Genomic DNA, 12,518 nt, shown 5'->3' on the forward strand with positions numbered 1-12,518 from the left:
AGATTTTTACTCCTTCCCCTTATTTTGGTCTACCAAAGGAATAAAAGTGATTTTTCCAATACCTTGAGTTTATACTGGCATATTGGATAGGATCTCCTGCATGGAGCATCATTCCATTTCCGGCATATATCCCTACGTGAGAAATTGGCGTACCGGAATTATATGTGCCTTTAAAGAAAATAATATCCCCAGGTTTTGCCTCGCTTGGAGATATTGGATTACAATAGTTTTTATAAATAAGCCAAGCTGTAGTTCTTGGCATTCTCTTTACACCAGACTTTGTAAATGACCAACATACAAAACCTGAACAGTCAAAGTTAGATGGTCCACTTGCTCCAAACACATATCTTTTGCCTATATGTTTTTCTGCTTCATTAAATAAGGCTTTGGCAGTTTCAGAATCAAAAGCAAGACCGGGATTTCCAAAGTTTGGATTGTCTATAATCTCTCCCAAGTTCCCATAGCTTGATCCAAAATATCCACTCATATTTCCCTGACTATCAAGTAAAGCTAAATAATGAGCCATATTTGTTTCATAGTTTGCAAATTCTTCTCTTGCTATTTCATCAATACTTTTCTTTTTTATAGTTAATGTTAGAATTCTATAGGTATATGGATTTCCTTCACTGTCATATTTTGTAATAGACTTTGAAGTATATTTTTTCTCATACATTTGATTAAATAGTTTTTTTAATTCCTTTTGTATCTCTTCAGCTGACTTAATCTCTCCATATCTTGCTGTTAAATAGCTAAAAAGCTCGTGTAGATCATGACCAACAGAATCTCCTTTTATATGATATTCATCATAATTTGGATAATTTTCTTTAATACTATCTATTTCATCTTGTAATGCATATTCATAACTTGTAAATTCATTATTAATATCCATTAAAACTTCTTCTTTTGATAGATAGCTTGTAGCTATAACATTACTTGTTAATCCTGAAGTAAGACTGCCAACGTTGCTAATTCCTTGAAATAGCATAAAAAAAAGTCCTAAAATACAAAGGGCAATTAAAATTTGCTTATATCCTTTGTTTTTTAAAACTTCCAATGTTTTCTTTCCAATATTAGCGAAAGATTTCTTTATTCTATTTACTAAACCTTCCCCGTGTTTCTTCCTAAAATCTCTCTGAAACTTCTTTTTCATAAAAAATCGATTCAATTTATTAGAGTTTTGATAAGCTTTAGTCTTCTTCAATTCTTCAAAATTTCTTTGAAAGAGGAGTTTACTTTCTTTCTTATAAATTTTTCCTTCTAAAGATTTTATTTTTCTTTGAGTTTTTAAAGGTTTTTTTCTTCTAAAATGGCTAATTTCTCTGCCAATAGCTTCGGTAGTTCTACTAAGCTTATAAGCAGCATTAACGCCTGCATTATCATCTTTCCCACTATATAGATAGTTTGCCGTCATAGCACTCGCAAAAGTAATAGGTTTTTCTAAACCCGCTTTTTTTGACTTTTTCTTATCCTTAATTAACTCTTTTTCCTTTTTATTCTTTTTCTCATATAGTTTTGATACTTTATCTTCCTTTTTATAAAACTTATCTTTTTCACTCTTGTTATCTTTTTTAGAATGAAATTTAGTTTTATTTTTTTTGTCTACCTTATTTTCTTCAGATAATTTTTTGGAATCCTGTACTTCTTTTTTTGTCCTGGTGTATTCTTCCTTTGGATCAAAATTACTTTTCTTTATAGTATTATCAAAATCGTCTTTTATTTGTCTTTTCTTTCCCTTGTTTTTATTAGAAATTCCACTATGATTTAAATCAAGTTCATCTACTTCAAGATTCTCATTTTTTATTACGCTTTTTTCCTGTTTGAAGACTTCTTTTTTCGTGCCTATTTTTTCTTGATTCTTTTTATTTATATTATATTTGTCTTTATTTTTTTCAGATTCACTTTTGAATCCTTCAGATAGGCTATCCTGTCTAAATTTCCCACTAGAAACCTTACCCATTAGCATATCTTTTTCTTCTAAATTTCTAACTTTGCCTTTGAAATATTTGCTATTTTGTTTTTTATTAGTATTCAGGTCTTGAATTATTTTTTTATCTTCTTCATTTGCCTTATATGATAGGTCTTTTCTTTTAAACTTCCCATTTAAAGATTTTAATTCTGCTTTTTCTCCTTTGTCCTTAAACTGACTTTGAGATTGGTAAAGTTTTTTTAATGTGTTTTTTTGAAAACTTTCTTTCCTATTCTTACCAAGAATAGAAAAATCATCCCAATTGTTTCTTTGCACATCAGAAGATGGTAAATACTTATAGTCATCTCTTGTGTCCCTATATGATACATTGCTATCACTAAAGTTCATGTCATAGCGATCTATGACACCATCATTATCTGAGTCCTGCGATAAGGGATCATATGTTGAACTTACCTCTATATTAAAATCCTTATCTTCTTCTTTTCTAAATCTCCTTATTTTTTTCTCTTGCACACCATTAAAACTTTCACTCTCAACGTTTTTCTTCCATTTTAAATTACTATTCCCCTTGTAATTTTTTTGGGGAGAAGTGCTACTTTTTAAATTAGAGCTAGTTGAATTTGGTCTATCATTAAAATCTTCTTTAAAGTTACTTAGCCTGTATTCTGTTTCTTGCCCGTAATATTCACCATATCTACTTTCCTCATTTTCTTCCATTTTTCTATGCTGCTGTTGCGAATATTCTGGCTGATATTCATTATGATAGATAGTTTCTGAAAATTTTTCCTCATGGTTTTTTCTTTGTCTTCTTCCTCTATTTGACTTATCTTTTTCGTTGAATAAATCCTGACTATTTTCTTGCAAATGAGATGAATAATACTTAGAGTTTTCATCATTATTGTCTATGTTATTCCTGCTTTTTACTTTATTAATTTCTTTTTTTGAAAAATCTGATGTTCTCTCTGTACTACTGAATTTTTCATTGCTTTCTTCTTTCTTTTCTGATATAAGTTTGGTCTTTGGTACATCTCTCGGGTTTACTTTCCCTTTCTTTTTCATATATACCTCCTATTTCATATTTTTCTCTATCCTTTCTTTAGCTATTTGACAGTAGTCTTTGTTTATGTCAATTCCAATATATTCTCTGTCCATCCTAATAGCTACCATTCCAACAGTTCCTGAACCCATAAAAGGATCAAGAATTAAGCCTTTTTTAGGACATCCTGCTTTTATACAAAGTTCTACCAGTTTTGGTGGAAATACCGCATAGTGTTTTCCTTTAAACGCACTGGTGTTAATAGTCCAAATATCTCTATTGTTTCTAAACTTAGGGACATTATCTCCTATATATTCTCCATACTCTCTTGCTTCATTTATGCTCTGTCTTTTAGCTCCTGTGCCTTCTTGTAAATACTTATTATTATTTCCCCTTGCCCTCATATATCTTTTTTTGCTTATTTCTTTTATTGGTTCTTTCATAGCGTCAAAGTTATAGAAATACTTTCTTGCTTTTGATAGTAGGAAGATATGTTCATAGGACCTTGATGGTCTATCTCTACAAGACTCAGGCATGGCATTTTCCTTATGCCAAATAATATCGCTTCTTAGATACCAACCATCCTCTCTTAATTTTAAAGCTAGTTGCCAAGGTATCCCCATTAAATCTTTTGCCTTGTAGCCACTGAGTTTTTCTGTAATAGACTCTTTTTGACCACTTCTTCCTTCTATGTTTTTAGGATCTTTATATTCTTTTTTGCTTCTTGTACCTGCATAAGAATCTCCAATAACTACCCAAAGTGTTCCTTCTTTTTTTAATACTCTTTTTACTTCTCTAAAGACTTTAATTAATTTATTTAAATATTCCTCCGGACTTTCTTCTCTTCCAATTTGTCCTTCTGCTTTATAATCTCTAAGTCCATAATATGGAGGAGATGTAATACAGCAATCAAATGTTTTATCTGGAAATTCCTTTAGAGCAGAAATTGCATCTAAATTAATAATATAGTTAGTTTTTAACTTCTCTCTGTCTATCAATTTCTATCCCTTCCTTTAATTCTTCTGGTTTAGTTGTCATTAACTTATACAATTTTGTATCTTTAGGGAATCTATCTACAAAAGGTACTATTGTGTTTCCGTAGAATAGTAATCCCTCTCCCTCATTGGAATTTGTTACGTAGGATAACTGATAAAGAGATATATTTAACTTGTTCGCTAAAATTTCCCTATCACCACTAGCTTGATTAAGCATTAAGATAAAATCTGTGTTATCAAATATATTTTCTATTTCAGGACTGGCTAAAAGGTCCTTTACATTTTGTGTTAATCCTGTTGGAATCCCACCCCATTTTCTAAATCTTTTCCAGATTTCTATGGAATATGAAGCTGTTTGTTCTTCTCTTAAAAGCAAATGGAATTCGTCACAGTAATATCTGGTTTCCTTCTTATTCCTATTAATAGTTACTCTGTTCCATACTTGATCTTGAACAATTAACATACCTATTTTTCTAAGTTGCTTTCCTAATTCCTTAATGTCATAGCAAAGAATTCTATTGCCTGTATCTACATTAGTCCTATGGTTAAATACATTAAGACTACCTTTGACATAAATTTCCATTTCTACTGCTAATTTTTTCCCTACCTTTTCTTCTTGTTTTAAAAGTAAATTATATAAATCTTCTAAAATTGGCATATTTTCAGGAATAGGATTGTCGAAGTAATTCTTATATAATATTGGAAGGCATCTATCAATTACTGAAGTTTCTTCTGCACTTAACCCTTCCTTTCCTACTACAAGTTCAAACAGTGAAAGAATAAAGTCAGACTTTAAAGATAAGGGATTGTCTTCATCGGCATAGTCTACATTTATATCCAACGGGTTTATATAATCCTTACTTGTTGGCGATATTTTTATAACTTCTCCACCTAGTGCCTTAGTTAAATTTCCATACTCCCCTTCCGGATCACAGATAATGATGTCATCTTGTGTAATTAAAAAAGCATTGGTAATTTCTCTTTTAGCTGAAAAAGATTTACCGCTACCAGGTGTTCCAAGTATTAAACCGTTTGGATTCTTTAAAAGCTTTCTATCTGTCATAATGATGTTACGACTTAAAGCATTTAATCCGTAGTATAAGCTCTCTCCTTCTAAGCACAACTCTTCTGTTGTAAAAGGAATAAAGACTGCTGTAGAGCTAGTTGTAAGTCCTCTTTTTATTTCGATTTCATTTTTTCCAAGTGGCAGGGAGGAAATTAGTCCTTGTTCCTGTCTATAGTTAAGATTTTTCAATACACAATTATGCCTACCTGCTATTGAATTTAGTTGAAAAATTATATTACTCAATTTCTTTCTACTTTTTTCCATATTTGTAAACAAAATAGTTATGACAAACATTCTCTCATTATGATTTTGAAGTTCTACTAACAGTTTCTTAGCATCATTACCATAGGTAATTAAATCGCTTGGAAGAATATCAATATCATATCCTGATCTTATAGCCTTCTTATTTTCTTCAATTTTCATTTTATCCAAGTCTGTTATTTTTCTTTTAATCATCTTTATAGCTTCTGTTTGATCAATGGAATTTATATGAAATGTTACAATCATATTTTCTTCAACTCCTAAAAATTCTGATAATAATCTATCTGATAATTCAGGTGCTAGAATTTGTAGAAAGTTTACTTCTCCAAAGTATTCTCCAATTTTAAATTGATTGTTAGATGAAAAGTTAAATGATGCTGGTACTATATAATCCTTAGTAGATAGCCCGCTATATTTTAGGTCTTCAAAGGAAAAAACAAAATTCTTATTCGGATTTAATATATCGTGAATAACCTTTAACCTTTCATATCCACTTAATACATAAGCTTTTACTCCCATCTTCTTAAAGTTATTTAATATATCCATTTCCATTCTTTCAAGTCTTGTAGTTGCCTCTTTTAAATCTTGTGCTTGTAAGCTAAAGGTGATATACATATATTTAGTAAGTCCATTATTTCCTTTTTGACTCTGATTTTTTAGCATTTCCCTGTACTCTTTTCGTATTTCATTATATGAATCGTTTCTATCCGGAACATTGATGTTTTTTTCTACTTCTTCATTTTTTCCTATGCGATTAATATATGAAAGTTCTATATCAACACTTGGATCAAAATAGTTTAAAAAACTTGAAAATTCATTAAATATACTTTCCTTATCTTCTTCTGTTGAAAGCTGGTAGTTAATATCTAAAAAACGTATCATTTTATTAAATTTGTTCTTCTCAACTTGGCAAATCCCATTTCTCAACATTCTTAAATAAGGGATTGTTTCCTGAACACTCTTTTTCTTCTTCCCACCAAAAAAGGAAAGCTTCTTTTTGGGCTTTCCTTTTTCTTTAGAAATATTTGCTTTTTTCATCTTTTTTTGACTTATACTAATGCTTTTTAAATCTTCTTTTTGTTTTTTTAAATTTCTTTTTTCTTGATTTAATTTTTTCTGTTGTTTTTTCTGTATTTGATTCATTTACTCCTTTCCTTTCTTTGTTTCTTTATATCATAAATACATTCTGTCTTGTATATCCTTATACTTGTCTGTCTTTTCTTATCTATAATATACTTTAAATATTTTTCAAAATAGATCCCGTCCTTTTCATAAAGAGTTGCAAATATTATAGGAAAAGACACACCTATCATGATTAACATAGATAGGTCATTAGGCAGCACTTTTTTTACCATTAAATATACTGGAAAGCCTATTAGACCTGCAATTGTAAAGCCAATTAATTGTCTTTTTGTTAGATTTAGAGCTACCTTTGTTTTTACTTTTGTTAAGTCCTTTGGGACATTTACATAAGCCATTATTCTAAACCCTCTAAGTAAAAGCCATATATATCTTCTCTGTTCAGATCTTCTAATGATTTTCCCATATTCACTGCTATTTCTAATACTTTTTCATTCGTTTCTTCTCTATTATCTAAAACTTCCGATGTTTTTCTTATAATCATTCTATTTTGTATTTCTCTTGTAATATATCCCCCTATTAAAAGTATTGGGAGTCCTATTGTTCCAAGTGTTTTTAAATTAATTTTTTTGTCCTTTTTTCTTCTAATTTTCATCATCTTCTCCTTTTTTATTAATGAGCATTTAAAATTGATTTTGCAATACTTCCTGATTTCATCATAGTTATCCCAAGTATTAATGTGTATCCTAGTAATTCAAAAATACTTTTGTGTATGTCTGATATATTTAAAGTCTTAACAAGTACGGCATAAATTCCTACGCATATAAGTAAGAATAAACCTTGCAAGCCAAGTGCGAAGAGCCCTCTTATATAGTTTGTTCCAATACTTCCCCATTCTTTATTACCCATTGTGGCAAAAGGTATGGCGCAAACTGAAGTATAAATATATATTTCTATCATCCTGCCGTATAGAATAACTGTAATGAGTATTGATATCCCTTGAATTATCATCTTTACAATTGATGTCTCTAGTACTATAGTCATTAATTTTCCTATTGACTCTCCTTTTAGGCTATCTACCATATTAGCTATATCACCCGGAGAAACTTTTGCACTAGCATTTGCCACACCTGCTGCCTTTCCTATTAAATTCTGTGCCACATCAAATACTGCCATAGAAAAGTCAAAAGCATGAGATACAAGCCATACCGCTATCCACATTTTTATCATATATTTAAAAAAATCAAAGGTATCTGTGTCATGCATATTATTTTTGTTCATTACCATTTGAATTAATTCAATACATAGTACAGCCGTTATGATAAGACCTGCTATGGGAAGTATAACATTTTCTGAAATAGACTTTATGAAGTGGAAAACCTCCAAGTTCCATCCACTTGGAGTCTTTCCTACCTCATTTGCTATCGTTGATACTTTGTCATTTATATCAAGGAGCATTCCGCTTAAATTTTCCTTGATCATATCAATAAGTATCTCCGAAAAAAACTCTTTGATCTTATCTACTATATTAAACATTTTATTTTAACACGTTTGCTAATAGCGGTATTAGTTTTAAACCTATGAGTACAATTCCCCCTCCAGCCATAAGCTGCTTAATACCTTGAGATTTAGCACCAGGGTTGTCATTCCCATAACCTTCCATCAGGTTGATAACACCCCATGCTCCAAGCCCTGCACCAATTGCTGTAACTAATATTTTTAATACATTTACTGCTTGTGTAAAAAATTCCATTTATATTTCCTCCTCTTTTTCTTCTTTTTCAATTTTATTTATATGCTTTACGATAAAATTTTTAAATGTCTTGTCTTCTTTTTTGTTTCCTTAAAATATCCAAAAATATGGATGTATTCTCCACTTTTAAATTCCTTCACACTTTTTGCCTTTTCCCCGTAGAGATTACAGTAGATATATTCTTTTTTAACCTTTCCTTCTTCTTTGTTCTTTCTAACTATTGTGAAGTTAGCTACCTCTTTTTCTCCTTCCTTTGTATCTATTGCAGTTGTTTTTATTTCTCCTACTAGATTTCCATTAATATTTAGCATTTCTCTTTCCATTTGTTCTATCTCCTTTATTCCATAAAAAAGCGATAGTTTTCTCTATCGCTTCTACTTCTAATTCATTAATATTTCATTTTCTCTGTATCTTATTTTTTCGGCTCATCTCGTATATATTTCATTCTTCCTCCTTTGGGCATAAAAAAACACCGAAATGTTTTTTTTCGGTGTAAATTTCTCTATTTAATTTTATGGTTTTAGTAATTCTTTCCAGTTTTCTATAAAGCCAACATGTCTTAATTCAATATTTTCATATCTTGCTATTAGTGCTGTTAGATCATGATAAAATTTTTTGTAATTTTCTTCTTCAGAAACTATTTTAAGATTAACTAATGTAGCAAATATTGTATTGTTTGAAATATTATTTTTTAAATATTCTTTATATAGCTTTGGTGATTTGTAAGCTTTGCTCCATATAGCCTGCCATAATGGGCACATATATTTCTTATATAGGCAAAATTTTCTATCCAAGATTCAAAGTAATGGTAGTCTGTATGAAAGACTTTTGCAATTTACTTTTATCTTCATTTTTCATATTCTTATACATTTTAGATAAAGTTCCAAAACTTGCTACTTCTATCACTGCATAGAGTGGAATTTCTCCACCTTCATAATTGTCTTTAAAGTTTTTTATAAATGGTGAGCGTCTATTTCTTTTTGTTTCTCTTTCTAATCATTTAATGCTTCTTTATATCTGTTTTATATTTTCCCACATTTGACAAATCTTTGTAGCCAAAATTTCCATATTTTAAAGAAAAATAGTTTGTGATAACTGCTCTTAAAGAAACTTCAATATGTTCTATTATTTCAAATATGAGTTGTCTAAGTTCTCTATCAAATTTATATAAACTTACAATATCTTCAAAACTTATTCCTGATATATATCTTCCATCTTTTTTAATGTGATACTATAAGCTTTAATCAGCCTGTAATAGGATATTCTTCCAAGAATTTTCTTAGCATAAGTTTATCTTCTACTAAAAGTCCTAAATCTATTAAATTTTTTACTTGATTATCTATACTAATCGGTTCTTGATAGATTTTTTTCATTTTTTCTCCTAAAATCAAATGACCCGACTTGGTCCGCATTGTTAAGAGGCGTGTCGGGTGCTGTTGAAATTATTGTATGTTATAAAATATTTTTTGTCAAGTATTTCCTTTTAATCTTTCCTAAATATCTATCTTACTTCTAATTTTAAATTTATTCATCTAATATTTCAACTACCATACTCTCTTTTAACTTAACCTCATCTTTTCTCTGCAGGTATTTCTCTATGTCAAATATATTTCTCTTATCATAATCTTCCAATAACTTGTAATTCTTATGCTTTGTAATATCAAATTTATCAGATAAGAAAGGTCTTACTCCTCTTAGCTGGTATATACACTTACCACCATCCATTACAGTTATTTCATCTTGACTCATAAGTTCCTTACCGGTTTTTTGATAATTTAAACCAAAGCTCTTTTGATTTGATCTTGTTTCTGATGTGTTATATAGGTCTATGGTTTCTTTGCCTAGGCTTTCAGATAATTCTTTTAATGTTGTTCTTTCTTTGCCCCCTAAAAATAATGTAGAATCACAATTGCCAACTATGGTATCGGCATTATCTTTATAGATACTTTTTAGTTGTGATTGTGCCTGTAATATTATACAAGCTGATATTTCTCTACTTCTAATAGTTGCTATCAGCTTTTCAAATTTAGGAATTAAGCCGATATTTGCGAATTCATCAAGTAGGCATCTCACATGAACAGGAAGTCTTCCGCATATTCATCATCTGCTTTATCACATAATAGATTAAATAATTGTGAGTACATTATTGATACTACAAAGTTAAATGTATCATCTGTATCCGATATTATTACGAATAAAGCTGTTTTCTTTTCTCCAAGTGTATCAAGCTCCAGTTCATCTTCTTTCATAAGTCCCTTAGTTCTTCGATATCAAATGGAGCAAGCCTTGCTCCACAGGATATAAGGATTGATTGGCAGTTTTTCCTGCTGCAAGTTGTATTTCTTATATTGTTTTACTGCGAAATGATTTGGCTTTTCTTTTTCTAATGCTTCAAACATATAGTCTACTGCATTTTTAAAATTTTCATCTTCTTCTCTTACCTCACTTGCATCTATCATAGCAAGTAAAGTGTAAAGTTCTGTTCTTCTTAGGAGCTTCATACCAGATATATCCTATAAGCTTGAAAGAGTTTCACTTTACTTGCTATGATAGATGCAAGTGAGGTAAGAGAAGAAGATGAAAATTTTAAAAATGCAGTAGACTATATGTTTGAAGCATTAGAAAAAGAAAAGCCAAATCATTTCGCAGTAAAACAATATAAGAAATACAAACTTGCAGCAGGAAAAACTGCCAAATCAATCCTTATATCCTGTGGAGCAAGGCTTGCTCCATTTGATATCGAAGAACTAAGGGACTTAATGAAAGAAGATGAACTGGAGCTTGATACACTTGGAGAAAAGAAAACAGCTTTATTCGTAATAATATCGGATACAGATGATACATTTAACTTTGTAGTATCAATAATGTACTCACAATTATTTAATCTATTATGTGATAAAGCAGATGATGAATATGGCGGAAGACTTCCTGTTCATGTGAGATGCCTACTTGATGAATTCGCAAATATCGGCTTAATTCCTAAATTTGAAAAGCTGATAGCAATATTAGAAGTAGAGAAATATCAGCTTGTATAATATTACAGGCACAATCACAACTAAAAAGTATCTATAAAGATAATGCCGATACCATAGTTGGCAATTGTGATTCTACATTATTTTTAGGGGGCAAAGAAAGAAACATTAAAAGAATTATCTGAAAGCCTAGGCAAAGAAACCATAGACCTATATAACACATCAGAAACAAGATCAAATCAAAAGAGCTTTGGTTTAAATTATCAAAAAACCGGTAAGGAACTTATGAGTCAAGATGAAATAACTGTAATGGATGGTGGTAAGTGTATATACCAGCTAAGAGGAGTAAGACCTTTCTTATCTGATAAATTTGATATTACAAGCATAAGAATTACAAGTTATTGGAAGATTATGATAAGAGAATATATTTGACATAGAGAAATACCTGCAGAGAAAAGATGAGGTTAAGTTAAAGAGAGTATGGTAGTTGAAATATTAGATGAATAAATTTAAATTAGAAGTAAGATAGATATTTAGGAAAGATTAAAAGGAAATACTTGACAAAAATATTTTATAACATACAATAATTTCAACAGCACCCGACACGCCTCTTAACAATGCGGACCAAGTCGGGTCATTTGATTTTAGGAGAAAAAATGAAAAAAATCTATCAAGAACCGATTAGTATAGATAATCAAGTAAAAAATTTAATAGATTTAGGACTTTTAGTAGAAGATAAAACTTATGCTAAGAAAATTCTTGGAAGAATATCCTATTACAGGCTGATTAAAGCTTATAGTATCACATTAAAAAAGATGGAAGATATATATCAGGAATAAGTTTTGAAGATATTGTAAGTTTATATAAATTTGATAGAGAACTTAGACAACTCATATTTGAAATAATAGAACATATTGAAGTTTCTTTAAGAGCAGTTATCACAAACTATTTTTCTTTAAAATATGGAAATTTTGGCTACAAAGATTTGTCAAATGTGGAAAATATAAAACAGATATAAAGAAGCATTAAATGATTTAGAAAGAGAAACAAAAAGAAATAGACGCTCACCATTTATAAAAAACTTTAAAGACAATTATGAAGGTGGAGAAATTCCACTCTATGCAGTGATAGAAGTAGCAAGTTTTGGACTTATCTAAAATGTATAAGAATATGAAAAATGAAGATAAAAGTAAAATTGCAAAAGTCTTTCATACAGACTACCATTACTTTGAATCTTGGATAGAAAATTTTGCCTATATAAGAAATATATGTGCCCATTATGGCAGGCTATATGGAGCAAAGCTTACAAAATCACCAAAGCTATATAAAGAATATTTAAAAAATATATTTCAAACAATACAATATTTGCTACATTAGTTAATCTTAAAATAGTTTCTGGAAGAAGAAAATTACAAAAAATTTTTATCA

Annotated in this window: 13 protein-coding genes and 4 pseudogenes; 4 read left to right on the top strand and 13 right to left on the bottom strand. The window is 29.8% G+C overall.

Annotation, left to right across the window (positions count from 1 at the left end; genetic code table 11):
- Nucleotides 1-19: 19 nt before the first annotated feature.
- The 13 genes and pseudogenes from DRZ96_RS10335 to DRZ96_RS10380 all read right to left on the bottom strand — a co-directional run.
- Nucleotides 20-2,986 (bottom strand): C40 family peptidase, encoded by a 2,967-nt coding sequence (locus DRZ96_RS10335; protein WP_112890601.1) that lies wholly within the window; start codon nucleotides 2,984-2,986, stop codon nucleotides 20-22.
- A gap of 9 nt (nucleotides 2,987-2,995) precedes the next feature.
- Nucleotides 2,996-3,961: a DNA-methyltransferase gene (locus DRZ96_RS10340; protein WP_112890263.1), complete on the bottom strand. Its 966-nt coding sequence runs from the start codon at nucleotides 3,959-3,961 to the stop codon at nucleotides 2,996-2,998.
- Nucleotides 3,933-6,428: a VirB4-like conjugal transfer ATPase, CD1110 family gene (locus DRZ96_RS10345; RefSeq protein ID WP_112890602.1), complete on the bottom strand. Its 2,496-nt coding sequence runs from the start codon at nucleotides 6,426-6,428 to the stop codon at nucleotides 3,933-3,935. The genes DRZ96_RS10340 and DRZ96_RS10345 overlap by 29 nt, the downstream gene beginning before the upstream one ends.
- Nucleotides 6,425-6,763, bottom strand: a complete 339-nt coding sequence (locus DRZ96_RS10350) for a PrgI family protein (RefSeq protein ID WP_002838958.1) — start codon at nucleotides 6,761-6,763, stop codon at nucleotides 6,425-6,427. Before DRZ96_RS10350 ends, DRZ96_RS10345 begins: the two co-directional genes overlap by 4 nt.
- The gene (locus DRZ96_RS10355) at nucleotides 6,763-7,020 is read right to left on the bottom strand and encodes a hypothetical protein (protein WP_019107263.1); all 258 of its coding nucleotides are present in this window, start codon (nucleotides 7,018-7,020) and stop codon (nucleotides 6,763-6,765) included. The genes DRZ96_RS10350 and DRZ96_RS10355 overlap by 1 nt, the downstream gene beginning before the upstream one ends.
- Before the next feature lie 17 nt (nucleotides 7,021-7,037).
- The gene (locus DRZ96_RS10360) at nucleotides 7,038-7,901 is read right to left on the bottom strand and encodes a VirB6/TrbL-like conjugal transfer protein, CD1112 family (protein WP_005956620.1); all 864 of its coding nucleotides are present in this window, start codon (nucleotides 7,899-7,901) and stop codon (nucleotides 7,038-7,040) included.
- A gap of 1 nt (nucleotide 7,902) precedes the next feature.
- Complete coding sequence (locus DRZ96_RS10365) at nucleotides 7,903-8,118, bottom strand: Maff2 family mobile element protein (RefSeq protein ID WP_002838961.1); 216 nt, start codon at nucleotides 8,116-8,118, stop codon at nucleotides 7,903-7,905.
- Nucleotides 8,119-8,165: 47 nt separating this feature from the next.
- Nucleotides 8,166-8,441, bottom strand: coding sequence for a single-stranded DNA-binding protein (locus tag DRZ96_RS10370; protein WP_457920609.1), 276 nt, complete (start codon nucleotides 8,439-8,441; stop codon nucleotides 8,166-8,168).
- 189 nt (nucleotides 8,442-8,630) lie between these two features.
- On the bottom strand, nucleotides 8,631-8,879 hold the full coding sequence (locus DRZ96_RS11900; RefSeq protein ID WP_256584895.1) for a hypothetical protein: 249 nt from the start codon (nucleotides 8,877-8,879) through the stop codon (nucleotides 8,631-8,633).
- A pseudogene (locus tag DRZ96_RS12385) lies at nucleotides 8,810-9,075 on the bottom strand (Abi family protein). The gene DRZ96_RS11900 and the pseudogene DRZ96_RS12385 overlap by 70 nt, the downstream one beginning before the upstream one ends.
- Before the next feature lie 43 nt (nucleotides 9,076-9,118).
- The gene (locus tag DRZ96_RS11910; protein ID WP_322788193.1) at nucleotides 9,119-9,343 is read right to left on the bottom strand and encodes an Abi family protein; all 225 of its coding nucleotides are present in this window, start codon (nucleotides 9,341-9,343) and stop codon (nucleotides 9,119-9,121) included.
- A 19-nt stretch (nucleotides 9,344-9,362) separates the two neighbouring features.
- On the bottom strand, nucleotides 9,363-9,491 hold the full coding sequence (locus DRZ96_RS11915; protein ID WP_256584896.1) for a hypothetical protein: 129 nt from the start codon (nucleotides 9,489-9,491) through the stop codon (nucleotides 9,363-9,365).
- A gap of 151 nt (nucleotides 9,492-9,642) precedes the next feature.
- Nucleotides 9,643-10,638, bottom strand: a pseudogene (locus DRZ96_RS10380) (VirD4-like conjugal transfer protein, CD1115 family); the annotation flags it as partial.
- Between the two features lie 14 nt (nucleotides 10,639-10,652).
- Here DRZ96_RS10380 and DRZ96_RS10390 point away from each other — a divergent pair.
- The 4 genes and pseudogenes from DRZ96_RS10390 to DRZ96_RS10795 form a co-directional block, all read left to right on the top strand.
- A pseudogene (locus DRZ96_RS10390) lies at nucleotides 10,653-11,577 on the top strand (VirD4-like conjugal transfer protein, CD1115 family); the annotation flags it as partial.
- Nucleotides 11,578-11,746: 169 nt separating this feature from the next.
- Nucleotides 11,747-11,929 carry a hypothetical protein gene (locus DRZ96_RS10780; RefSeq protein ID WP_218563579.1) on the top strand — a complete coding sequence of 61 codons (183 nt, stop codon included), beginning with the start codon at nucleotides 11,747-11,749 and terminating at the stop codon, nucleotides 11,927-11,929.
- Between the two features lie 11 nt (nucleotides 11,930-11,940).
- Nucleotides 11,941-12,108: an Abi family protein gene (locus DRZ96_RS10785; RefSeq protein ID WP_256584899.1), complete on the top strand. Its 168-nt coding sequence runs from the start codon at nucleotides 11,941-11,943 to the stop codon at nucleotides 12,106-12,108.
- 55 nt (nucleotides 12,109-12,163) lie between these two features.
- Nucleotides 12,164-12,467, top strand: a pseudogene (locus DRZ96_RS10795) (Abi family protein).
- Nucleotides 12,468-12,518 lie beyond the last annotated feature (51 nt).

This window comes from Peptoniphilus harei, from assembly GCF_900454685.1.
Classification (GTDB): domain Bacteria; phylum Bacillota; class Clostridia; order Tissierellales; family Peptoniphilaceae; genus Peptoniphilus_A; species Peptoniphilus_A harei.

What these genes read in the sequence shown, in the direction of transcription:
- DRZ96_RS10335 (WP_112890601.1), bottom strand. Translation starts at nt 2,986, where the DNA reads ATGAAAAAGAAAGGGAAAGTAAACCCGAGAGATGTACCAAAGACCAAA.
- DRZ96_RS10345 (WP_112890602.1), bottom strand. Translation starts at nt 6,428, where the DNA reads ATGAATCAAATACAGAAAAAACAACAGAAAAAATTAAATCAAGAAAAA.
- DRZ96_RS10350 (WP_002838958.1), bottom strand. Translation starts at nt 6,763, where the DNA reads ATGGCTTATGTAAATGTCCCAAAGGACTTAACAAAAGTAAAAACAAAG.
- DRZ96_RS10355 (WP_019107263.1), bottom strand. Translation starts at nt 7,020, where the DNA reads ATGAAAATTAGAAGAAAAAAGGACAAAAAAATTAATTTAAAAACACTT.
- DRZ96_RS10360 (WP_005956620.1), bottom strand. Translation starts at nt 7,901, where the DNA reads ATGTTTAATATAGTAGATAAGATCAAAGAGTTTTTTTCGGAGATACTT.
- DRZ96_RS10365 (WP_002838961.1), bottom strand. Translation starts at nt 8,118, where the DNA reads ATGGAATTTTTTACACAAGCAGTAAATGTATTAAAAATATTAGTTACA.
- DRZ96_RS10370 (WP_457920609.1), bottom strand. Translation starts at nt 8,441, where the DNA reads ATGGAAAGAGAAATGCTAAATATTAATGGAAATCTAGTAGGAGAAATA.
- DRZ96_RS11900 (WP_256584895.1), bottom strand. Translation starts at nt 8,879, where the DNA reads ATGTGCCCATTATGGCAGGCTATATGGAGCAAAGCTTACAAATCACCA.
- DRZ96_RS11915 (WP_256584896.1), bottom strand. Translation starts at nt 9,491, where the DNA reads ATGAAAAAAATCTATCAAGAACCGATTAGTATAGATAATCAAGTAAAA.
- DRZ96_RS10780 (WP_218563579.1), top strand. Translation starts at nt 11,747, where the DNA reads ATGAAAAAAATCTATCAAGAACCGATTAGTATAGATAATCAAGTAAAA.